The 20,958-nt window shown below is 68.6% G+C and carries 21 protein-coding genes; 8 read left to right on the top strand and 13 right to left on the bottom strand.

Annotation, left to right across the window (positions count from 1 at the left end):
* Nucleotides 1-257 precede the first annotated feature (257 nt).
* Together G3I71_RS35260 and G3I71_RS35255 are read left to right on the top strand one after the other, a co-directional pair.
* Nucleotides 258-1,103, top strand: a complete 846-nt coding sequence (locus G3I71_RS35260) for a hypothetical protein (RefSeq protein ID WP_164321244.1) — start codon at nt 258-260, stop codon at nt 1,101-1,103.
* A 138-nt stretch (nt 1,104-1,241) separates the two neighbouring features.
* Nucleotides 1,242-1,430, top strand: a complete 189-nt coding sequence (locus tag G3I71_RS35255; protein WP_164321242.1) for a hypothetical protein — start codon at nt 1,242-1,244, stop codon at nt 1,428-1,430.
* A 54-nt stretch (nt 1,431-1,484) separates the two neighbouring features.
* Here G3I71_RS35255 and G3I71_RS35250 read toward each other — a convergent pair whose 3' ends face one another.
* On the bottom strand, nt 1,485-1,850 hold the full coding sequence (locus tag G3I71_RS35250) for a metal-sensitive transcriptional regulator (RefSeq protein WP_164321241.1): 366 nt from the start codon (nt 1,848-1,850) through the stop codon (nt 1,485-1,487).
* 217 nt (nt 1,851-2,067) lie between these two features.
* Between G3I71_RS35250 and G3I71_RS35245 the strand changes: the two genes are divergently transcribed.
* The gene (locus G3I71_RS35245) at nt 2,068-2,688 is read left to right on the top strand and encodes a DUF47 domain-containing protein (protein WP_164321238.1); all 621 of its coding nucleotides are present in this window, start codon (nt 2,068-2,070) and stop codon (nt 2,686-2,688) included.
* A gap of 7 nt (nt 2,689-2,695) precedes the next feature.
* Nucleotides 2,696-3,694 carry an inorganic phosphate transporter gene (locus tag G3I71_RS35240; RefSeq protein WP_164321236.1) on the top strand — a complete coding sequence of 333 codons (999 nt, stop codon included), beginning with the start codon at nt 2,696-2,698 and terminating at the stop codon, nt 3,692-3,694.
* Nucleotides 3,695-3,746: 52 nt separating this feature from the next.
* On the opposite strand, the gene tgmC is transcribed toward G3I71_RS35240, so the two are convergent.
* The 5 genes from tgmC to G3I71_RS35215 all read right to left on the bottom strand — a co-directional run bounded on the left by tgmC (nt 3,747) and on the right by G3I71_RS35215 (nt 7,005).
* On the bottom strand, nt 3,747-4,874 hold the full coding sequence (tgmC, locus tag G3I71_RS35235) for an ATP-grasp peptide maturase system methyltransferase (protein ID WP_343243158.1): 1,128 nt from the start codon (nt 4,872-4,874) through the stop codon (nt 3,747-3,749).
* A complete protein-coding gene (gene tgmB, locus G3I71_RS35230; protein ID WP_164321232.1) occupies nt 4,871-5,824 on the bottom strand; it encodes an ATP-grasp ribosomal peptide maturase in 954 nt (317 codons plus the stop codon). Before tgmB ends, tgmC begins: the two co-directional genes overlap by 4 nt.
* Entirely contained in the window at nt 5,821-6,132 is a 312-nt protein-coding gene (gene tgmA, locus G3I71_RS35225; protein WP_164321230.1) for a putative ATP-grasp-modified RiPP, read from the bottom strand. The genes tgmB and tgmA overlap by 4 nt, the downstream gene beginning before the upstream one ends.
* Nucleotides 6,133-6,202: 70 nt before the next feature.
* The gene (locus G3I71_RS35220; RefSeq protein WP_164321227.1) at nt 6,203-6,574 is read right to left on the bottom strand and encodes a hypothetical protein; all 372 of its coding nucleotides are present in this window, start codon (nt 6,572-6,574) and stop codon (nt 6,203-6,205) included.
* An 11-nt stretch (nt 6,575-6,585) separates the two neighbouring features.
* Nucleotides 6,586-7,005: an ATP-binding protein gene (locus tag G3I71_RS35215; protein ID WP_343243157.1), complete on the bottom strand. Its 420-nt coding sequence runs from the start codon at nt 7,003-7,005 to the stop codon at nt 6,586-6,588.
* 448 nt (nt 7,006-7,453) lie between these two features.
* Here G3I71_RS35215 and G3I71_RS35210 point away from each other — a divergent pair, with 448 nt between their 5' ends.
* The 3 genes from G3I71_RS35210 (at nt 7,454) to G3I71_RS35200 (ending at nt 10,927) form a co-directional block, all read left to right on the top strand.
* Nucleotides 7,454-8,611: a helix-turn-helix transcriptional regulator gene (locus tag G3I71_RS35210; RefSeq protein ID WP_203732208.1), complete on the top strand. Its 1,158-nt coding sequence runs from the start codon at nt 7,454-7,456 to the stop codon at nt 8,609-8,611.
* A 10-nt stretch (nt 8,612-8,621) separates the two neighbouring features.
* Nucleotides 8,622-9,095: a hypothetical protein gene (locus G3I71_RS35205; protein ID WP_164321223.1), complete on the top strand. Its 474-nt coding sequence runs from the start codon at nt 8,622-8,624 to the stop codon at nt 9,093-9,095.
* A 332-nt stretch (nt 9,096-9,427) separates the two neighbouring features.
* Nucleotides 9,428-10,927, top strand: coding sequence for an alpha/beta hydrolase domain-containing protein (locus tag G3I71_RS35200; protein WP_239149522.1), 1,500 nt, complete (start codon nt 9,428-9,430; stop codon nt 10,925-10,927).
* Nucleotides 10,928-11,083: 156 nt separating this feature from the next.
* Here the strand turns inward: G3I71_RS35200 and pstB are convergent, their stop codons facing one another.
* The 4 genes from pstB to pstS form a co-directional block, all read right to left on the bottom strand.
* Complete coding sequence (pstB, locus tag G3I71_RS35195; protein ID WP_164321221.1) at nt 11,084-11,860, bottom strand: phosphate ABC transporter ATP-binding protein PstB; 777 nt, start codon at nt 11,858-11,860, stop codon at nt 11,084-11,086.
* 70 nt (nt 11,861-11,930) lie between these two features.
* Nucleotides 11,931-12,989 (bottom strand): phosphate ABC transporter permease PstA, encoded by a 1,059-nt coding sequence (gene pstA, locus G3I71_RS35190; RefSeq protein WP_164321219.1) that lies wholly within the window; start codon nt 12,987-12,989, stop codon nt 11,931-11,933.
* Nucleotides 12,986-13,996: a phosphate ABC transporter permease subunit PstC gene (gene pstC, locus G3I71_RS35185; protein ID WP_164321217.1), complete on the bottom strand. Its 1,011-nt coding sequence runs from the start codon at nt 13,994-13,996 to the stop codon at nt 12,986-12,988. The genes pstA and pstC overlap by 4 nt, the downstream gene beginning before the upstream one ends.
* A 110-nt stretch (nt 13,997-14,106) precedes the next feature.
* Nucleotides 14,107-15,231 (bottom strand): phosphate ABC transporter substrate-binding protein PstS, encoded by a 1,125-nt coding sequence (gene pstS / locus G3I71_RS35180; protein WP_164321215.1) that lies wholly within the window; start codon nt 15,229-15,231, stop codon nt 14,107-14,109.
* Nucleotides 15,232-15,656: 425 nt separating this feature from the next.
* Here pstS and G3I71_RS35175 point away from each other — a divergent pair, with 425 nt between their 5' ends.
* Nucleotides 15,657-17,216, top strand: a complete 1,560-nt coding sequence (locus G3I71_RS35175; protein ID WP_164321213.1) for an FAD-binding oxidoreductase — start codon at nt 15,657-15,659, stop codon at nt 17,214-17,216.
* 33 nt (nt 17,217-17,249) lie between these two features.
* On the opposite strand, the gene G3I71_RS35170 is transcribed toward G3I71_RS35175, so the two are convergent.
* From G3I71_RS35170 to G3I71_RS35160, 3 genes are all read right to left on the bottom strand, one after another.
* Nucleotides 17,250-17,963, bottom strand: a complete 714-nt coding sequence (locus G3I71_RS35170) for a phosphatase PAP2 family protein (protein WP_164321211.1) — start codon at nt 17,961-17,963, stop codon at nt 17,250-17,252.
* 294 nt (nt 17,964-18,257) lie between these two features.
* Entirely contained in the window at nt 18,258-19,265 is a 1,008-nt protein-coding gene (locus G3I71_RS35165; protein WP_203732204.1) for a bifunctional lytic transglycosylase/C40 family peptidase, read from the bottom strand.
* 87 nt (nt 19,266-19,352) lie between these two features.
* On the bottom strand, nt 19,353-20,171 hold the full coding sequence (locus tag G3I71_RS35160) for a serine protease (RefSeq protein ID WP_164321207.1): 819 nt from the start codon (nt 20,169-20,171) through the stop codon (nt 19,353-19,355).
* Nucleotides 20,172-20,958: the final 787 nt, after the last annotated feature.

Genomic DNA, 20,958 nt, shown 5'->3' with positions numbered 1-20,958 from the left:
CATGCTCCGGGCCCGGCGGGCCGGTCCGCGCCACCCGCAGACGCATCTGGCGAAGCAGAACGGCCCGTGCTCCACCATGGAAACGGAGTGCTCTTCGGGGAACTGGGAATGTTCGCTTCGGTCGTGCTGCGCCACACCTTCAACGGTACCCATCCCCGGGTAAAGCACTGGTATGCGCGTGACAACCTCCCCCACCCCTCGTTAGGCGGAGGGACAGAGGCCGTGGACCGACGGCCCTGCTTGGGGGTGGACGGCGGATGGAACGGCGGCGGCACTGGCGAGGTGGCGGGACGGTCGTCATGGCCGCCGCGACGACCGGCCTACTGATCTGCGCCACCGGCTGCACGCGCGCCGGCGAGGCCGCCACCGCGGACGGCCGCCCGGTCGGCGACGCGGTCCGCGTCCTGCACCGGGCCGCCACGGCACTGGTCGACGCGGGCACCTCCCGCACCACCACGTCCATGGAGATGGCCACCGGCGGCACCCGCGTCACCATCCGGGGCGAGGGCGTCTACGACTACACGAAGCAGCTCGGCCACCTGCGGGTACTGCTCCCCCAGGACCCGGCGGGCACCAGCCCGCACCGCCCGATCACCGAACTCCTCGCCCCTGGCGCCCTGTTCATGAAGAACCGGGGTGCGGGCGTCCCCGCCGACAAGTGGGTACGGGTGGACACGGCGACCCTGTCCGACGGCAACCTGGTGACGGGCGGGGCCACGGACCCGTTCGCCGCCGCCGAGGTGCTGCGCGGGACGCGCGAGGCGACGTACGTCGGCCGGACCCGGGTCGCCGGCGTCGACGTACGGCACTACCGGGGCACCGCCGACCTCGCCGAGGCCGCGAAGAACGCCTCGCCGGGCAACAGGGGCCCGCTGGGAGCGGCGGCGAAAGGGTTCGCCACGGCCCGGGTCCCCTTCGACGCCTACCTCGACGACGAGGGCCGTATCCGCAAGCTCCTGCACCGGTTCAGCTTCGTCAACGGCCAGCAAAAGGGCACGGTCGCGGTGGCCTCGACGACACTGCTGTACGACTTCGGGGCTCCCGTGCACGTACGGTTGCCGAGGCCGGCGGACATCTACGCGGGCCGTATCGCCGAGCGGTGAGCACCGGGCGCGAGGCGTGCGAGCAACCCGGAACGGCTCGGCTGCGTCCGCCGTAGCGCAAGGACTAGCCCGTCCGTGCCATGCGCGGTGCGTGGCCCGCTCCCTACTCTAGGAAGCGGTGACGGCAGAGAAGAGGTGATGCACGTGGCACCGGTCGGCGGTACGGCGGTTCAGGACCACGTGGCCCTCGCCGAGATCGAGCTGTGCGGAGACCTGATCATCGCGGCCTCCGCGGCCGGCGAGGAGCGGCTCAGCCTGGAGAGCATCGACGAGGTGCTGCGGGTGGCGGAGGAGCGCGAGGGGCGCAAGCTCACGCAGGGTGGCTGAAAAGCGACGTACACCATGTACCCCATCCACACCACGGAGGTCGGCCGGGGCTGGTCAGGTACGCAGCAGACGACCGATCGCCTTGGTCGCCTCCTCCACCTTCGCGTCGATCTCGGTACCGCCCTTGAGGGCCGCGTCCGCGACACAGTGCCGCAGGTGCTCCTCCAGGAGCTGGAGCGCGAAGGACTGCAGGGCCTTGGTGGAGGCCGAGACCTGGGTGAGTATGTCGATGCAGTAGACGTCCTCGTCGACCATCCGCTGGAGCCCGCGGATCTGCCCCTCGATCCGGCGCAACCGCTTCAGATGCTCGTCCTTCTGCTGGTGATACCCGTGCACACCCCGGTCATGGTCGGTCACCACGTCATGCGCCACGTCGGTCACCACGTCGGGCGTCTCCGCGCCGGCCTCGGTGGTCGTCATCGTCGCGTCCTCCCGTTGGACAAACATCGGACACAAAAGCGTCAATATACCCCTGCCGGGTATATCGTAACCAACTTTGCTGGGTATAGGGCCGGTGTAGACCACCGTGCAGTCCACTCCGGCCGATGCGCGACACTGGGGGGCGACCCGATAGCCGTGGCCGGATGTTGCGCCTAGCATCAGCCTGACCGAACCCGAAGGACTCCGAGGACCTCACGTGCGATTTCGTCTGACCCCCAGGGAGACGAGCTTCTACGACATGTTCGCCGCGTCCGCGGACAACATCGTCACGGGCTCGCGACTCCTCATGGAACTGCTCGGGGCGGACGCCTCCGGCCGGGCCGAGATCGCAGAGCGTATGCGGGCCGCGGAACACGCCGGTGACGACGCCACGCACGCGATCTTCCACCAGTTGAACTCCTCGTTCATCACGCCGTTCGACCGTGAGGACATCTACAAGCTCGCCTCGCTGCTCGACGACATCATGGACTTCATGGAGGAGGCCGTCGACCTGGTCGTCCTCTACAACGTGGAGGAACTGCCCAAGGGCGTCGAGCAGCAGATCGAGGTACTGGCGCGGGCGGCGGAGCTGACGGCGGAGGCGATGCCGAACCTCCGCACGATGGAGAACCTGACGGAGTACTGGATCGAGGTGAACCGGCTGGAGAACCAGGCGGACCAGATCCACCGGAAGCTTCTGGCCCACCTGTTCAACGGCAAGTACGACGCGATCGAAGTGCTGAAGCTCAAGCAGATCGTGGACGTGCTGGAGGAGGCGGCCGACGCCTTCGAGCACGTGGCGAACACGGTGGAGACCATCGCCGTCAAGGAGTCCTGACCTCTTCATGGACACCTTCGCACTGATCGTGACCATCGCTGTCGCGCTCGGATTCACGTATACGAACGGCTTCCACGACTCGGCGAACGCGATCGCCACGTCCGTGTCCACACGCGCGCTGACACCCCGCGCGGCGCTGGCGATGGCCGCGGTGATGAACCTGCTCGGCGCGTTCCTGGGCAGCGGTGTCGCGAAGACGGTCAGCGAGGGCCTGATCGAGACGCCCAAGGGCTCCTCCGGCATGGCGATCCTGTTCGCCGCGCTGGTCGGCGCGATCACCTGGAACCTGGTCACCTGGTACTTCGGTCTCCCCTCGTCCTCCTCGCACGCGCTGTTCGGCGGCATGGTGGGGGCCGCGCTGGCGGGCGGTACGAAGGTCTACTGGGACGGCGTCCTGGAGAAGGTCGTCATCCCGATGTTCCTCTCCCCGGTGGTGGGCCTCCTGGCCGGCTACCTGGTGATGGCGGCGATCATGTGGATCTTCCGCCGCTCCAACCCGCACAAGGCCAAGCGCGGCTTCCGTATCGCCCAGACGGTGTCGGCGGCGGGCATGGCCCTGGGCCACGGCCTCCAGGACGCCCAGAAGACGATGGGCATCGTGGTGATGGCCCTGGTCATCGCCGACGTCGAGGACTACGGCGACCCGATCCCGATCTGGGTCAAGATCTCCTGCGCGCTGATGCTGTCCCTGGGCACGTACGCGGGCGGCTGGCGCATCATGCGCACCCTCGGCCGCAAGATCATCGAGCTGGACCCGCCCCAGGGCTTCGCGGCGGAGACCACGGGCGCGTCGATCATGTTCGCCACGGCCTACCTCTTCAAGGTCCCGGTCTCCACGACCCATGTGATCACCTCGGCGATCATGGGCGTGGGCGCGACGAAGCGGGTGAAGGCGGTGCGGTGGGGGATCGCAAAGAACATCGTCATGGGCTGGTTCATCACGATGCCGGCGGCGGCTGTGGTGGCTGCCGCCGGCTATGGGGTCGTGTACTTGGCGGTGCTGTAAGGGGGCCCGGTGGCCCCCCTCAGGTGGAGGACGGGGGCCTCGGTGGAGTGGGTCAGTTGCCGGGCCAGGTGATCGTCTGCCGCTCGGGGGTGACGGTGATGCCGAAGCGATCCAACGACGGGGTTCCGTCCCGGCGCCAGCGGGTGACGTGCTCCTCGACGGCGTCCCACAGCAGGGTGGGGCCACCCTGACGCACCACCCAGTCGTCACGGTCCTGGTGGAGGACCGCCCACGCCCCGGCCTCGACGTCGATCAGGACGTGTTCCTCTCGGCCGTCGCGGTCGAGGGTGACGCGCTGGGCACGGGGTGCGGCGATCTGGGCGACGAAGCGGGTGTTCCAGTCGTCCAGGACGTCAGCGCCGAGCGGGGTGGGGCGTTCGGTGCCCTGGTTCAGGTCGGGCAGGATCCCGAGGGGCGGCGGGCTCTGCGGCCGGGCGAGCATGAACGAGATCTGCCCGCTGAGGAAGTGGCCTGTGGCGGTGCCGTCGTCGTGCACGATCAGCCGGGCGAGTTCCGAGGAGTAGAGCCAGCCGCTCACCGTGGCGAGGATGATGCCGCCGGGGCGGGTCTGGGCGATCCACTCGGCGGGGATGGTGGTGATCCCGCACGTGGCGATGACCCGGTCATAGAGGCCGGCGTCCTTGTGACCGAGGAGCCCGTCACCCACAACCAGGTTCGGGCTGTAGCCGAGTTGGCCGAGGGCGGCACGCGCCCGGCCCGAGACACCTTCGTCAACTTCGACGGAGGTCACCTGGTCGTCCCCGAGGCGGTGACAGGCGAGGGCGGTGGAGTAGCCGGTTCCCGTGCCGATTTCGAGGACCTGGTGGGCGTCATCGACCTGGAGGTCTTCCCACATCCGTACGACCAGGCCGGGCATGGTGGAGGACGACGTAGGCGCCCGCAGGATCTCGCCCCGGATGTCTCCGGGCCCGATGGTCCCGGCGATCTGGGTCACGAGGGACTCGTCGTCGTAGCAACGGCTCAGCCACTCCGGGGAGTCGGGCATGACCGGCCGCCACGCGGTCGGGCCCGGTCCCTCCACCCGGTCGAAGAACCCACCGCGCAGGAACTCGTGCCGGGGCACGGCTTCGACGGCTCCCCGCCACGGGCCGGTGCGCGGATGGAGGCTCTTGGAGAGCTGCTGGGCAAGCTGATGCCACAGCTCCTGATCATCAGTCACGTCGTCTTCCTTTCGAGGAGATCCGCCATCGCCGCCGTCATGGGCAACCCGGTCTCCGGCTCCAGCCACGCCCACTGTCCAGAGCTGTTGCATTCCAGAAACCACCATCGCCCTTCACGGTCCACGGCGAAGTCGAAAGCGCCGAAGACGAGCCCGAAATGGGCGAGGTAGGCGTGGATGGCCTCGGTGATGCCGGGCGGCGGCTGGGCCACGGTGTATGTGAGCTCGCTGTAGTCGGTGCGCCAGTCGAGGAGGCCGGAGTCGATACGGACCGCGAACACCTGGCCGCCCATGACCGTGACCCGGACGTCCGCGGATTTCTCCACCCGGGTTTGGAAGAGGTGAGCGGTGCCGGCCACGGTGTCGTCGATTTCCTCGGCGGCGGCCTCCAGCACCTCGACCGTGCAGGAGACCCCTTCGTCGTTGCGGTACAGCGGAGTGGACAGCGGCTTGTAGATGACGGGGCCGTGCGCCTTGATGAACGAGCGGGCCGCGTCGGGGTCGGAGGTGATGAGGGTGGGCGGGATCCGGAACCCGGCGCGCACGGCGGCATCGAGCCCGGCCGGTTTGAACTCGGCGTCGCCGATGCGGTGGGGGTGGTTCACATACAGGCAGCCCGGCAGAGACACCAGGACTCCGCCAAGGCCATAGCGGGCCTGTGTGACGGCGAAGCGGGCCGTCTGGTCGTCGAGGTGCGGGAACGTGAATCCGGAGGGGCGTCGGTAGTAGAGGGAGCGAACGCGGGACAGGTCCGCTGTGCGGGTGGGCGTGGTCAGCGTGCCTTCGACGCCCTCGCTGGTGATGGTGGCCGCGAACGACAGGGTGGCCGGGAAGTCCCCGGAGTCGAACCGCACGACCGGGACGCCCCGGCCGTGCAGCTCCTCGATCACCAGGTCGGTCGTGGGGTCGTCCATGTTGGTGACGACCAGAACCGGAGCCGTGTGTGTCACTGGTCGCTGTCGTTCCCCGTGTCCTGGTCGCCGCCACCGTTACCGCCGCCGCCGGAACCGTCGGACGGGTTACCGGTGTTGGTGGCCGGGTTGGTGCCGGTGCTCGTGCCGTGGCCCGGCATCATCATCGGCTGTCCGGCCGTGTCGAAGTACCGGCCGGTCTGGGTGGCGGGGTCCAGCTCGACGCGGGCGTACGACGGGGCCATGGCCGGGTAGGGGGTCATGCGCCGCAGTCCCCACGGCGCGGGAATGCTGACACCGTTGGGCAGCGGTGTCCCGGTGGGGAGCCGGTCAGAGTGGGCGTACATGTGTGCCTCCATAGGTGTGGACGGTGGTGCTGAGGGTGGTGACGGGGACCCGTTGGGGACGTCGTCCCCGTCACCGTTCTCCGCCCGGTGCCGATTGCCGATCGATGGGCCGGGCGGAAATCTGGGGATCAGGCAGGGGCGTAGTCGTCCTCCGCAGCGCGACCAGGAGCCGACGCAGGAGATCTACGTCCGGGTCACGGGCGGCGACCGCCGCGCGCCCTTCGGCGTGCCAGGCAGCAACCGACCGCCACCAAACTGCCTCGGCCTCAGTCGCAGCGGCCCGGATCTCGGCCAGCGCCTGATCAGCCTCCATCTGGAGACGGACGAGGTCGAGGGGGGTGAGCCGTAGCTGCGTGACGTCGTCCCCTGACTGGCGGGGGGTGGGGGAAATCTCCAGACAAAGGTCAGGACGAGGGTCGTCGGCCAGTTCCTCGGCGGACATCAGCCGCAGCCTCATGACGTGGCCTCGTCGTCCTTCGCGACGACCAACTCGACCCAGACGGTTTTTCCCCAGCGGAATTCGTCGTACCCCCACCGGTCCGCCATCACCTCGACCAAGAGCAGCCCCCGGCCGTCCTCCTGACCGCTGTCGCCTGCGCCCATCTCCGGTAGCCGACGGGACTTGTCAGTTACGCCGATACGTACGCGGTCCGTTCCCACCCGCTGGACGGACACCTTGATGAGGCGGCAGGACGTGTGCCGCACCGAGTTGGAGACCAACTCAGAGACGACCAGCTTGCCCACATCGGCCAAGTCGCCGAGGCCCCAGGTGTTCAGCGACGCGACAACCAACCGCCGGGCCATACGTGCTGATTCCGGATCGCACGGCAGCGAGGTCGTGTAGCCCGGCGCACCGTTCGAGATGGGTCGCACCGCCGTCACGGTCACGACGCCCCGCCCAGACCGACGCTCCATCTGGCGGAATCGTGGGCGGTGGTGGAGAGAGGAGCGGGCCGCTCATCGGTTCTGATCTGGGTCATCGCCATATCGCGGCCTTCGCTCGCCGACGGGTGGGGGTGCGGCACACCCCCGACGCCCCCGACGGGGGACCAGGGGCACGCCGGTCGCACAGACGCCCGAACTCCCTTAACGAGAGGGGGCGTTGCGCTGACACCTAGTCAACGATCACCGGGGACGTGCGACCATCGCCCATGCGGCACCCGCATACGGATATGCGCTGGGCGGGTACGGGTAGGAGCCCGTGGCCGCAGAGACTCGTAGCGTGGGGGCAGCCGTGGACTTCCAGACAGGGCCGGTGCGGGAGGCTTCCCGGGCTGGGGATTACGGACAGGTGATTGAGCTCGTCCGCTCCGACCGGGGGATGACGCAGACGGCCTTGGGCCAGGCCCTCGGCATGAGCCAGTCCGCCGTGTCCCGTCTGGAAGCGAAGGGAACCACGGCCTACAGCACAGACATTCTGGCGGCGGCTGCCGCGCATCTGGAGATCCCACCGAACCTTGTCGGGCTCGCCAACGGCCACCACCAGACGCACGCGAAGGACGAGTCTGACGTGGACCGACGCCGATTCCTCGGCGGGGCTGCGGCCGTGGCCGCGATCCCTGCACTAGCCGCACTCTCTGACGCAGCCGACACGGCAGGCGGGCAGGCGGCGGCGCTTCGGCTGAGTACGTCCGCGTACCGGCGCCTCGACGGCTCCACCCCGGCCCGGGATCTGGAGGAGTCCGTCAAGGCGCACATGCGCCTGATCCAGGCCATCACCCGCGACGCGCACGCCGACCAGCGCCCCCGTCTGGCGGCCGTCGGCAGTGAAGCGGCGAGCCTGGCCGGGTGGTTGGCGTGGGACATGGGCGACAACGGCAGCGCCCGCACCTGGTACGGCGCTGCCATCAAGGCCGCGAAGGCGGCCGGGAACCCGCTGCTGACTGCCTACCAGACCGGCAGCCTCGCGCAGTTCGAGGCGCACGCGGGCAACGGCGTCCAGGCGCTGAATCTCGCGGTGAGAGCACGTCGCGCGCTGGGCGACCAGCGCCCCGCCGTCGCGGATGCGTGGTTGTCCAGCGTGGAGGCCCTGGCACACGCGGCGGCCGGGGACCGGCACCGGGCCGACCAGTCTCTGACCGCGTCGCGGGCCGCCGTCGCCACCCTGGACGGGCAGGAACCCCCGCCGTGGCCCTGGGTGTTCAGCTTCACCGATCCCAAGGTGTCCGCCACCCGGGTGGCGTGCGGCGCGCGGCTCGGCCTCGCCGACTGGGTGTTGTCCGAGGACACCGGAGCACTCGCCACCGGCCACGAGAAACAGCGTGCTCTCCTGGTGCTCGACATCGCCTCCGGCCACCTCGCTGGGGGACGGGTCGACGCGGCGTTCGCCCTCGCCTCCCGCGCGCTGGAGACCGGGCTCAAGTACCGGTCGGGGCGGATCGTGGAGCGGGCACGCACCGTGCGCCGTACCCTCACGACCACCGCGCCGCCCAAGGTGGTGCGGGACTTCGACGAGCAACTGCACAACGTCTATCTGTAGGAGGTTCAGGGTGCGGGTCGGGATCACAGGCCACCGCGGACTCAACGCGGAAGTAGAGGAACGCGTTCGGACGATGCTGAGCGAGGCGGTGCGCGGGTACGACGTCGCGGAACTACTCGCCGTCTCGTGCATCGCCGACGGCCCCGATACCTGGTTCGCGGAGGCAGTTCTGGAGCACGGCGGGCGCCTGGAGATCGTCATTCCCGCCACCGAGTACCGCGAGAGCCTCCCCGAGTGGCATCACGACACGTACGACACCCTGATGGCGAAGGCGGCCGACGTCCACGAGACCGGCATGACCGAGTCAACCTCAGAGGCACACCAGGCGGGCAGTGAGATTCTCGTGGGCCTGGTCGACGAGCTGTTGGCTGTGTGGGACGGGAAACCGGCGCGGGGATACGGCGGGACAGCAGACGTCGTGGCCTACGCCGAGCGCAACGGCGTCCCCGTGCGGGTGCTGTGGCCCGAGGGCGCCGCACGCTGACGGCCGGGCTTCTTGGTTGAGCTTGTTCCGCTTTGACGGACACGAGATCTTCGATCCCGGTCCCACTTGAGAGAACGGGAGCGGCCGACGGCAAGCAACCCTGTCGCGCGCGTCCCGCGCGCAACCGGGTCACCGGACCGGCCGCACCCTCGACCTGGCACCGCACGCGACAGTCACGGCTCAAACCGGCCCCTTCGTCTCCCTTACGACATTTGAGTATGCCCCTATAGAAAATAGAGAACCTGATTTACAGGGATGCCCAATGCGGTTACCGTCGGGGCCCTCGACTCAGGTACCCCGCGCCTGAGTCCGTCGCGGGAGATGTCATAGACATGGAATACACGTGGACGAAAATGGTCCGCCAATACCTCGCAATAGCGACCTCAGTGCCCCTCCTGCTGCTGCTCGCAACCCCCTCCGCAGTCGCCGCGCAGCCCGACGGCGGCCAAGTCCCCGCCCCGTCGGCCCAGGCAGCGGCGAGCCCGACGGTCACCGGCCCGGTGACCGGTGGCAACGGTGCCGTCGTGCTCCAGGGAACGGCGTTCGACCTCAGCACCGTCGGCTACACGCAATCCGAGTTCTTCCTGTCCGGGAACGCCGCATCCTATGTACCGATCGCCCCATTCGACCCCGACGGCCGCTGGCAGGTGACGCAGGCCAGCACCTCCCCGTACACCACCCGGATCGTCGTGAACCGGCCCGCCGACCCCGCCGCCTTCAACGGAACCGTCGTCGTGGAGTGGCTGAACGTCAGCGCCGGGATGGACTCGGCACCGGAGTGGATCTACACCCACAACGAGCTGATCCGCGAGGGCTTCGCCTGGGTCGGCGTCTCCGCCCAGGCCGTCGGAGTGAACGCCGCCAAGGCCGCCGATCCGGTCCGTTACGCGGGCCTGTCGCATCCCGGTGACAGCTACTCGTACGACATCTACTCGCAGGCCGGTAAGGCCGTGAAGGACTCCGCCGCCACCGTCCTCGACGGGCTGCGTCCCCGCACCGTGCTGGCCAACGGCGAGTCGCAGTCCGCGTTCCGCCTCACCACCTACGTCAACGCGATCCACCCCCTGGTGTCCGTGTACGACGGTTTCCTCGTCCACAGCCGGCGCGACATCGGCGCCCCTCTGTCGCAGGCGCCTCAGGCGAACGTCCCGACTCCCGCCGTCGTCCGCTTCCGCACCGACCTGGACGCGCCGGTGCTCGTCGTGCAGGCCGAGAACGACGTGCTGGCGCTCGGTTCCCTTGCGGCCCGGCAGGACGACACCCCCCGCCTGAGGCTCTGGGAGGTGGCCGGCACCGCGCACGCCGACGCCTACATCGGCCTCGGCGCGGGTGACGACGGCAGCGGCACCGCCGGCCTCCAGGGGCTGAACCTCATGCTCTCTCCCCCGACCCGGACCGGCTGCGCCTCCCCGATCAACACCGGCCAGGCGCACTACGTCCTGGACACCGCCCAGTACGCGCTGAACCGCTGGGTGACAACCGGCATCCCCCCGGCCAAGGCGCCCCGCCTCCAGGTGGACACCTCCGGCCCGGCACCCGCCTTCGTCCTCGACGCCCACGGCAACGTCAACGGTGGTGTCCGCACCCCGGCGGTCGACGCGCCGCTCGCCACCCTTTCCGGCCTCGGGCAGGCCGGGGAGTCGTTCTGCTTCCTGTTCGGTACGACCACGCCGTTCGGCGCCGAGAAGCTGGGCGCCCTGTACCCCACCCATGCCTCCTTCGTCGCGAAGTGGTCGGCGAGCACGGCCAGGGGTGCCGCCGCGGGCTTCATCCGCCCGGCCGACGCGGCCGAACTGGTCCGGGCGGCCGTCCGGTCCGACATCGGCGGCTGACCCCGTACGCACTCTCCGCAATGGCGGAGGACACGAACGGGCCCACCCCCGGAGCGAATCCAGGGGCGGGCCCTATTCGACCTCGCGGTGGCACCGCCATGCAGCACCGCGAGGGGTCTTGAAGCGAACCGGAGAAGCAACCCGGACGCGGTCGGCTCAGCCGAAGCGGCCCGAGATGTAGTCCTCCGTCGCCTGGACGGACGGGTTGGAGAAGATGCGCTCCGTGTCGTCTATCTCGATCAGCTTGCCGGGCTGGCCGACCGCCGCGAGGTTGAAGAACGCCGTCTTGTCCGAGACGCGCGCCGCCTGCTGCATGTTGTGCGTCACGATGACGATCGTGAACCGTTCCTTCAGCTCACCGATCAGGTCCTCGATCGCGAGCGTGGAGATCGGGTCGAGGGCCGAGCACGGCTCGTCCATCAGCAGCACCTTGGGCTCGACGGCGATCGCACGCGCGATGCACAGACGCTGCTGCTGGCCGCCCGACAGACCCGAACCGGGCTTGTTCAGACGGTCCTTGACCTCGTTCCAGAGGTTCGCGCCCTTCAGCGACTTCTCCACGATGTCGCTCAGCTCGGACTTCTTGTACGAGCCGGCCAGCCGCAGCCCCGCCGCCACGTTGTCGTAGACCGACATCGTCGGGAACGGGTTCGGGCGCTGGAAGACCATGCCGACCTCACGCCGTACCGCCACCGGATCGACCCCGGGGCCGTACAGGTTCTCGTCGTCGAGCATGACCTTGCCGTCGACGCGCCCGCCGGGCGTGACCTCGTGCATGCGGTTCAGGGTGCGCAGAAAGGTGGACTTGCCGCAGCCGGAGGGGCCGATGAAGGCCGTCACCGAGCGCGGCTCGACCGTCATCGAGATGTCCTCGATCGCGCGGAAGGAACTGTAGTAGGCGCTGAGGCCGCTTACGTCGATTCGCTTGGCCATGGGTATCACTGCTTCTTTCGAGGGGCGGCCGGCCACCTGGCCGACGCGAGGTCGCTGTCGAACGGCCGCGTCAGCGACCTGTCTTCGGAGCCTTCCAGCGGGCGATACCGCGAGCTCCGAGGTTGAGGATCATCACGAAGGCGATCAGCGTGAGCGAAGCCGCCCAGGCACGGTCGTACGCCGCCTCCGCACCGCCGCTGTTCGCGTACTGCTGATAGATGTACAGCGGCAGCGAGGCCTGCGCACCCTCGAACGGGTTGTTGTTGATGAAGGGGTTGCCGAAGACCAGGAGCAGCACGGGAGCCGTCTCGCCGGCGATACGCGCCACCGCCAGCATGACACCGGTGGTGATACCGCCGATGGCGGTCGGCAGGACCACCTTCAGGATGGTGCGCCACTTCGGGATGCCGAGCGCGAGGGACGCCTCGCGCAGCTCGTTCGGTACGAGCTTCAGCATCTCCTCCGTCGAACGGACGACCACCGGCATCATCAGGATCGCCAGGGCCAGCGAACCGGCGAAGCCGAACGGCTGCATGTCGAACTGCAGCATGAGGCTCAGGATGAAGAGACCCGCGACGATCGACGGGATGCCCGTCATGACGTCCACGAAGAACGTGACCGCCTTGGCCAGCGCGCCCCGCCCGTACTCCACCAGGTAGATCGCGGTGAGTACGCCGATCGGCGCGCCCATCGCGGTGGCCAGTCCGACCTGCTCCAGGCTGCCGATGATGGCGTGGTAGATGCCACCGCCCGGCTCGTTGTCGGAGACGACGCCCATCGAGTGGGTCAGGAAGAAGACGTCGAGGACCTTCACACCGCGCGAGACGGTCGTCCACAGCAGGGAGACCAGCGGCACGAGGGCGATCAGGAAGGCGACCCAGACCAGCGAGGTCGCGATGCGGTCCTTGGCCTGACGCTTACCCTCGACGCTCGTGGCGATGACGTACGTACCGACGACGAAGAGGATCGCCGCGATCAGGCCCCACTGAATGCTGCTGTCCAGGCCGGCGGCGAAGCTGATGCCGATCCCGAGCGCGACGGAGGCGCCGGCCAGGGCCCAGGGGAACCACTTGGGGAGCCTGGCGCCCTGCAGGGAACCGTTGGGCTTCTCGGCTACGACGGTGCTCATGCGTTGGCCCCCGAGTACTCGGCGCGGCGGGCGATGATCGCGCGGGCCGCGCCGTTGACCACCAGAGTGATGACGAACAGGACCAGACCGGAGGCGATGAGCGCGTCACGGCCGTACGGTGTCGCCTCGCCGAACTTGGCGGCGATGTTCTGCGCGAAGGTGCCGCCGCCCGGGTCGAGCAGGCTGGTCTGGATGAGGAAGCTCGGGGACAGGACGGTGGCGACGGCCATCGTCTCGCCCAGCGCGCGGCCGAGGCCGAGCATCGACGCGGAGATCACACCGGAGCGGCCGAAGGGCAGCACCGCCATCCGGATGACCTCCCAGCGCGTGGCACCGAGGGCCAGCGCGGCCTCCTCGTTCATCCGCGGGGTCTGCCGGAACACCTCACGGCTGACGTTCGTGATGACCGGGAGGATCATGACCGAGAGCAGGATGCCCACGGTCAGCATCGAGCGGGGCGCGCCCTCTTCCCAGGAGAAGATGCCGGTCCAGCCGAGGTAGTCGTTCAGCCAGCCGAAGAGGCCGTTCATCTTCGGCACGAGGATCAGGGCGCCCCACAGGCCGTACACGATGGACGGTACGGCGGCGAGCAGGTCGATCACGTACGCGATCGGGCCGCTCAGCCTGCGCGGGGCGTAGTGCGTGAGGAACAGCGCGATGGCGACGGCGACCGGGACCGCGATGGCCATGGCGATGACCGAGGAGACCACGGTGCCGAAGGCCAGGACCGCGATGCCGAACACCGGCGGGTTGAGGTTCGCGTTCCACTCGAAGGTGGTGAGGAAGTTCGCGTCGTCCTTGTTGATGGCGATGACCGCGCGATAGGTGAGGAAGATCGCGATAGCGGCCATGATCGCCAGCAGCAGGATGCCCGAGCCGCGGGAGAGACCGAGGAAGATCCGGTCACCGAGGCGGGTGGCGCCACGAGCGGCGCGCTTCTCCTCGGCCGTGGGCGGCTCGGGGGTGGCGGGTGGGGTGGTGTCTGGGTTCTTGGTGGTTATGTCCATCGGGTTCTCCGGTCTGCGGGGCCGCACCCGGGGATGCGGCTCCTGGCGGCGGTGCACCGGACGGTGCGGCCGGGTCCCCCCAGGTGGCGGGACCCGGCCGCACTCTCAGATCAGGCCAGGCTCTCGACGGTGGTGCGAACCTTGGCGATGATGTCGGCGGGGATCGGCGCGTAGTCGATCCCGCTCAGGATTCCCTGGCCCTCTTCGCTGGTGATGTAGCGGAGGAAGGCCTTCGTGGCGGGCAGGGTGTCAGCCTTGTTGCCCTTGTCGCAGGCGATCTCGTACGTCACCAGGGTGATCGGGTACGCGCCCTCGGCCTTGGTCTTGTAGTCCAGCTTCAGCGACAGGTCGCTGCCGGTGCCGACCACCTGGGCGGCCGCGATGGCCTTGGTGGCGGAGTCGGAGGACGGCTTGACCGGGGCGCTGGCGCCGGTCTCCACGGACACCGTGGACAGGTCCTTGGCGTACGACAGCTCCATGTAGCCGATCGCGCCCTCGGTCTGCTTGACCTGCGCCGCGATGCCGCTGGAACCGGAGGCCGCCTGGCCGCCCTTCGCCTGCCAGGCCTTGCCGCCCTCGTACTTCCAGTTCTCGGGGGTGGTGGCGATCAGGTACTTGGTGAGGTTGTCCGTGGTGCCGGAGTCCTCGGCGCGGTGGAAGGCCTGGATCTTGGTGCTCGGCAGCGTCGCGGTCGGGTTCAGCGCCTTGATCGCGGCGTCGTCCCACGTGGTGATCTTGCTGTCGAAGATCTTCGCGAGGGTGGGCGCGTCCAGGACGAGGTTGTCGACACCGGGGACGTTGTAGGCGAGCGCGATGGCGCCGCCGACGGCCGGGAGGTCGATGGCGGTGCCGCCGGTGCAGACCGACTTGGACGCGGTGACGTCGTCGGGCTTCAGCGCCGAGTCGGAGCCGGCGAAGGCGACCGTGCCCTGCGTGAACGCGGTGACGCCGGCGCCCGAGCCGCCGCCCTTGTAGTTGATCTGCACACCGGGACAGGCGGCCGTGAAGGCCTTGACCCAGGCGTCGATCGCGTTCTTCTGCGCGGAGGAGCCGTCGGCCAGCAGCTGGCCCTTGGCGTCGTCGCACTTGATGGAGCTGGCACCGGTGGTGGCACCGCCGGTGGCCTTCGTGTCAGTGCCGGTGTCGTCAGAGCCGCACGCCGTGAGGGCCAGGGCGCCGGAGACGGCGAGAGCACCGAGGGTGAGGGCCCGCCGGTTCATGCGCTGAAGCTTCACTGTCTGGTGTTTCCTTCCAGGAGCCGCCGACCTGAATCCGGCGGCGTGCGAGGTCGCGAAGTATGGGTGGTGAGCGGGGCGCCCAGGAGGGCACACGCAGCACCGGTAAGGCCGAAAGTAGGCAGATCAGGTGAAGCCACCTACGGGCGCGGGTGAACGGAGGGTGAACCCCTGCGGTCGGTGCGGTGAGGTCACGGAATGCTCACGGGGAGAACACGTGTGGGTCCCGACCCGGAGATCGGCCCCGGCCGCCCGGCCTCTGCCGTAAATCCCCGGAACACCTCCTTCCGCTCACTTCCTCGTCCGCCCGCGTCCACCCCCGTCCATCTGCGAACGCGGCCGGTGAGGGAACCCACGATCCATGGAACCCGTCCCTTTCGGCGGGAGCCAACGCTGGCTCAAACGGAGGAACCGAGGGGAGCACCATGCACCGGCGTACGTTCATGGGAGGCGGCGTGGCCGCCTTGGCGGCGATGACGACGGCGGCGGCGTGCACGGGCGCGAAGGGGGACGGCGCGGAAGGCACGACCACCACCGCTCGCGAAGCGACCTCCCTCACCGCGACGAGCGCCTCGGCCCCCGCCAACTGGACGGCCCTCGCCCGCGACCTCGACGGCCCGCTCATCCGCCCCGGGGACGCCTCCTGGGCATCGGCCCGGCAGCTCTACAACACCCGCTTCGACGGACTCAAGCCGGCCGCGGTGGCGTACGTCGCCCACGCGGACGACATCCGTACGGTGCTGTCGTACGCCCGCGCCCACTCCGTCCCCGTGGCGATCCGCAACGGCGGCCACTCGTACGCGGGCTGGTCCTCGGGCAACGGCCGCCTGGTGGTCGACGTGTCGAAGCTGAACCGCGTCCGCACGGGCGGCGGCACGGCGGTAGTGGGAGCGGGCTCGAAACTGATCGACGTCTACCGCGCCCTCACCGCCAAGGGCGTCACCATCCCGGCGGGCTCGTGCCCGACGGTGGGGGTGTCGGGCCTGACGCTGGGCGGCGGCCACGGAGTGGTGTCCCGTGCATACGGCCTGACCTGCGACAGCCTCACCCAGGCGACGCTGATCACGGCGGACGGCCGCGAACTGACGGCGAACGCCACCACGAACAAGGACCTGTTCTGGGCCCTGCGGGGCGCGGGCAACGGCAACTTCGGCATCGTCACCGAACTCCAGTTCCGCACCCACCCCGCCCCCCAGGCGGTGGCGGCGTACATGACCTGGCCGTGGCGGAAGGCGGCGGCGGTGATGAAGGCCTGGCAGGAGTGGGGCCCGACGCAGCCGGACGAGATCTGGTCGTCCCTGCACGTGGCGAACACGGCCGGCGGCACCCCGACCATCTCGATCTCGGCATTCTCGTTGGGCACCTACACAGAACTGCAGAACGCGGTGGACCGCCTGGCGGACAGAATCGGTTCGTCGGCGAGCAGCGTCTCGCTCAGGCGCCGCTCGTACGAGGAGGCGATGGAGGTGTACGCGGGCTGCTCGTCCTTCGCGACCGACGCCCAGTGCCATCTGCCGGGCCGAACCCCGGGCCGCTCCCCGCAGGGCGCGCTGGGCAGGGAGACGTACGCGGCCCGCTCGGACTTCTTCGACCGCTCCCTCTCCACGGCGGGCATCCAAACCCTCCTGGCCCGCATCACCTCGGTCCAGGGCGGCTCGGGCAGCATCGCGTTCACGGCACTCGGCGGCGCGGTGAACCGGGTCTCACCGACGGCGACGGCATTCGTCCACCGGCGCAGCCGCATGCTGGCCCAGTACATCGTGGCCTGGCGGGCCGGTACGACGGGCACGGCGGCCCAGTCCTGGCTGACCTCGGCCCACAACGCCATGGCCCCACACGCCTCGGGCGCCGCCTACCAGAACTACACGGACCCGACCCTGACGAACTGGCGCAAGGCGTACTACGGCGACGCGGCGACGCGCCTCCAGCAACTGAAGCACCAGTACGACCCGAACCGGGTGTTCACGTTCCCGCAGGCGCTGTAACGGGGCGGGGACCGGGGGTTCCCCACCCACCCGCTACGCCGCCAAGTCCCGCTGCTCGGCCTCCGCCTCAGCCCCCCGAGCCCCCGGAACCACACCGGCCCCGACCCCGCTGCCCGCGCCCGCGCCCCTCGCCCGGATCAACACCCCGCCCCAACTCGACCCCTCAACAGCCCGAGTCACCGGAGTGAGCAGCGCCATGGCCAGCGGCGACAACAGCAACACCACAGCCGTCCCGAGCGCGAACCCGCCCACCATGTCCGTCGGGTAGTGCAACCCCATGTACACCTGGCAGAACCCCTCCACCAGCGCGAGCCCTATCCCCACCAGCCCGAACTTCCGGTTGGCCACGAACAGCCCGGCCCCCATCGCCATGGTGATCGTCGCGTGGTCGCTCACGAACGAGTAGTCGGTCTTCCCGGAGACGAGAACCTCGAGCCCCTGGTGATCGAGAAAAGGCCGAGGCCGCTCCACGAACCCCCGTATCGGAATGTTCACGAGCACGGCGACCGCCGCACCGAGCGGCGCCCAGATCAACGCGGCCACGGACACGGCCGCATCGTCCCCACCCCGCCGCCGCACACTCCACCAGCAGCAGACCACGAGGAGCACCATGGCGACCAACAGCCCGTACTCGCCCACGACCTCGACCACACGGTCGAACCACCGGGGCGCGTCCTTGGCCAGGCCATTGATGTCGTAGAGCAGGTCGACGTCAGGGTTCGACCCGGTTTCGGCGAGTCCAGCCATGGTGCTGCGGCCCCTTCGTCGTCATTTCCAGAGCGCACTGATTCCGTGCGCCACTCCTGCTCGCTCACCCCGTGATGCAGGGACCCACCGCCGCCAACACTTGACACGTGCCACAACCACAACACGCAACAAAGCAAGACAACCGCGACACCCAATCCGGGCGCCGGTGAATCCACCACAGGAACAGGAACGCACGAACTCCGTTTATACGTTCCACTCTCCACCGAATGATCACGCAGACGTTATCGAAGAGAGACACGTACTCGCAGCTCAGCGGATGGTTTCACGCTGCGCTCACACCGCGGTGGGCAACGCTTTCGCGCCATCTTCGGTGACTCGCGTCGCCCCGAAGTAATCGGGGCTGTCGATCGGATCGAACCGAATGACCGCACCGGTCCGCGGCGCGTCAATCATGTAACCGCCGCCTACATAAATCCCGACATGCCGGATGGCGCGCGAGTTGGTGAGATCGTCGGAGAAGAAGACGAGGTCGCCCGGCAACAGCTCCGCCCGCGAGGGATGCGCCCCGGCGTTGTACTGATCGTTGGCAACCCGAGGCAGCTGGATACCGACGCTCTCGTACGCGGCCTGGGTGAGACCGGAGCAGTCAAAGCGTCCTTGCTGCTCAGCGGTACCGGTACCGCCCCAGAGGTAGGGCGTGCCGAGCTTCTCCTGAGCGTAGTTGATCGCCCCGGCCGCCTGCTCGGAGGGGTCGACGCGCCCCACAGGGGCGGCAAAGCTCGTCTGCAGTGTGGTGATGGTCTTCACATAGTTCTGGGTCTCCGCATACGGCGGTACGCCCCCGTATTTGATGACGGCGTACGCCCCCGCGTTGTAAGCGGCGAGCATGTTGTGCGTCGGGTCTCCGGGCGCGTCCTTCACGTAGGAGGCGAGCTCGCAGTCGTACGACGCGGCCGATGGAATCGCGTCATTCGGGTCCCATACGTCGCGGTCGCCGTCACCGTCGCCGTCGATTCCGTGCGAGGCCCAGGTGCCGGGGATGAATTGCGCTATCCCTTCCGCCTTTGCCGGACTCTTCGCGTTCGGATTGAATCCGCTCTCCTGGTACAGCTGGGCGGCGAGCAGGGCGGGATTGATGGCGGGGCACAGATTGCCCCACTTCTGCACGAGTGCCGAATACGCGGCCGGCACAGCCCCCTTGGCGAGCGCGACGCTCCCACTCCCGACCCCACCGGCAACGTTCCCCGCAACGAGATAGACGCCCACGACGAGCAGCATCACGAAGCTGAGGGCGCCACCGACGGCGACGCTCGCCACGATCCATGCCTTACGCACCGTCAACCGCCCCTCACCGCCCGGGAGTACGCCCACGTCAGTGTAGAGGGGCTACCCACACCCAGCGGTGATCATGACGAAACACGCCGCCGGTCAAGAGGAACCGGAGGAATCGGCGGAACCGGAGGCCTCCCCGTACAACGAGGCAGCCGCCCGCCCCAAGACCGCGCTGTAGGACACGTCATCGGTCGAGCCCCCCTGCTCGAACCCGCCGAGCACGCCCACCACCTCCCCTTCCCCGTCCACCCAGGGACTCCCACTCGTACCGTCGGTAAAAGCCGGACACTCAATACGTTGCTGCGTACGACTCTGCACGGTGGGCCGGTTGGTACAGGTGAGGGGCACCTCCAGCACATTGGGATACCCGGTGACGACGACATCGCTGACCCCGGTCGCCCGCCCCGTGACAAGGACGTTCGCCCCCACGGCGTCCTCAAGATCCTGCCCGCCCTTGGAGCCGACGACGGCAAAGGCGAAGTCACTGTCCTCGTCGGACCGATCGCTCCAGGCCCTCGGCACAAAGGTCTTGGTGACCCGCCACAGCCCGTAGGGCGCCCGCCCGTTCCGATACCCGGGCGCGAAGACGACGTCGGTGTCCCCGTCCCCACTCAGACAGTGCGCGGCGGTGAGGATCACATCCCGGCCACCACTGCGCACGACGGAGGCCGTACAGAAGTGACCCCCCTCCAGATCCCCGCTGAACAGGGCCCCCACCCGGGCACTTGGCGGCACCGCCCGGGCCGCACCAGCGACACGGGCGACACCGAAGGGTCTTGCGACAGCACTGCCGTGGGCCGCCCCGGAGACGGAGGTGACGGCGAGCAGCGCGACGACGGGAAGCAGAGCGTACCGCCGGTTGCCGGGCAGACCGATGACGCCGGAGAGGCGAGGGAGACGAAAGGGGCGCTTCATCACCCGGACACTGTCCCTCCCGAAAGAAAGAAACTCCCCGCCCAGCCTGAGAATTTCCCGTCGATCCCGTCGATCCCGTCAGTGCCGCAGCCCTGACCCTTGTTCACCAAGGGCACCCGGACACCGGAATCAGCGGCACGCCCACATCACAACCGCATCACGAACTCCCCGCGCAAGGCCGGGGCAGCGGCATACGCACGGCAGGCGATCTGTCCGATGTATACGGATAAGCCGCCAAGTGAAGCCTCCGGACCATCGCGACCACGTACGACGACGGGAGGCGGACCGCGGACGTCAAGACGGTCTGCCGCAGGTTCGGGTCACCTTGCGATAACAGTAAAAATTCGACCATATCTGTCGCACAGACTCCCCGTGTCTAATTCCGCTCCGGTGACGCACTCGGCGTAACGGGATGATCACAGGGGGGATCTTGAGACTCAAGAGAAGACGGATCCTGAACTCAAGGAGGCAGAGAAGCCCACAGCGTGACTCGCTGAAGCGAACCGCACTGACGGTTGCCACTGCGCCAGCGGTGGCGACGGCCCTGGTGCCGCTGGAGTCGGGCGCGGTGTTCGCAGCCAACTCCGGAACGTCGGCGGAATCGGCAGCGGTAACGGCAGCGCTGCTGATGGTCCGGTCCGAGTGGAGTCGAGTGCATTCGAAAACCTTCATCGTGAGACAACCATGGATTTCAACTTCGGCGCTGGAAGTACCATGAAATTTTTGACTACTGCTTCTTCGGTTGGATTTAAAGCCTGCGCCGTCCTGGCAGCGTTTAATTTTTCCC

Source organism: Streptomyces sp. SID12501, from assembly GCF_010550245.1.
GTDB lineage: Bacteria > Actinomycetota > Actinomycetes > Streptomycetales > Streptomycetaceae > Streptomyces.
This window is presented reverse-complemented; position numbering and strand designations above follow the sequence as displayed.

Coding starts and splice junctions, on each gene's coding strand:
- G3I71_RS35260 (WP_164321244.1), top strand. CDS start 258: ATGGAACGGCGGCGGCACTGGCGAGGTGGCGGGACGGTCGTCATGGCC.
- G3I71_RS35250 (WP_164321241.1), bottom strand. CDS start 1,850: ATGACGACCACCGAGGCCGGCGCGGAGACGCCCGACGTGGTGACCGAC.
- pstB (WP_164321221.1), bottom strand. CDS start 11,860: ATGGCCAAGCGAATCGACGTAAGCGGCCTCAGCGCCTACTACAGTTCC.
- G3I71_RS35240 (WP_164321236.1), top strand. CDS start 2,696: ATGGACACCTTCGCACTGATCGTGACCATCGCTGTCGCGCTCGGATTC.
- G3I71_RS35200 (WP_239149522.1), top strand. CDS start 9,428: ATGGAATACACGTGGACGAAAATGGTCCGCCAATACCTCGCAATAGCG.
- G3I71_RS35255 (WP_164321242.1), top strand. CDS start 1,242: ATGCACGTGGCACCGGTCGGCGGTACGGCGGTTCAGGACCACGTGGCC.
- G3I71_RS35220 (WP_164321227.1), bottom strand. CDS start 6,574: ATGTCCGCCGAGGAACTGGCCGACGACCCTCGTCCTGACCTTTGTCTG.
- G3I71_RS35210 (WP_203732208.1), top strand. CDS start 7,454: ATGACGCAGACGGCCTTGGGCCAGGCCCTCGGCATGAGCCAGTCCGCC.
- G3I71_RS35160 (WP_164321207.1), bottom strand. CDS start 20,171: ATGAAGCGCCCCTTTCGTCTCCCTCGCCTCTCCGGCGTCATCGGTCTG.
- G3I71_RS35170 (WP_164321211.1), bottom strand. CDS start 17,963: ATGGCTGGACTCGCCGAAACCGGGTCGAACCCTGACGTCGACCTGCTC.
- pstA (WP_164321219.1), bottom strand. CDS start 12,989: ATGAGCACCGTCGTAGCCGAGAAGCCCAACGGTTCCCTGCAGGGCGCC.
- pstC (WP_164321217.1), bottom strand. CDS start 13,996: ATGGACATAACCACCAAGAACCCAGACACCACCCCACCCGCCACCCCC.
- tgmA (WP_164321230.1), bottom strand. CDS start 6,132: ATGTACGCCCACTCTGACCGGCTCCCCACCGGGACACCGCTGCCCAAC.
- G3I71_RS35175 (WP_164321213.1), top strand. CDS start 15,657: ATGCACCGGCGTACGTTCATGGGAGGCGGCGTGGCCGCCTTGGCGGCG.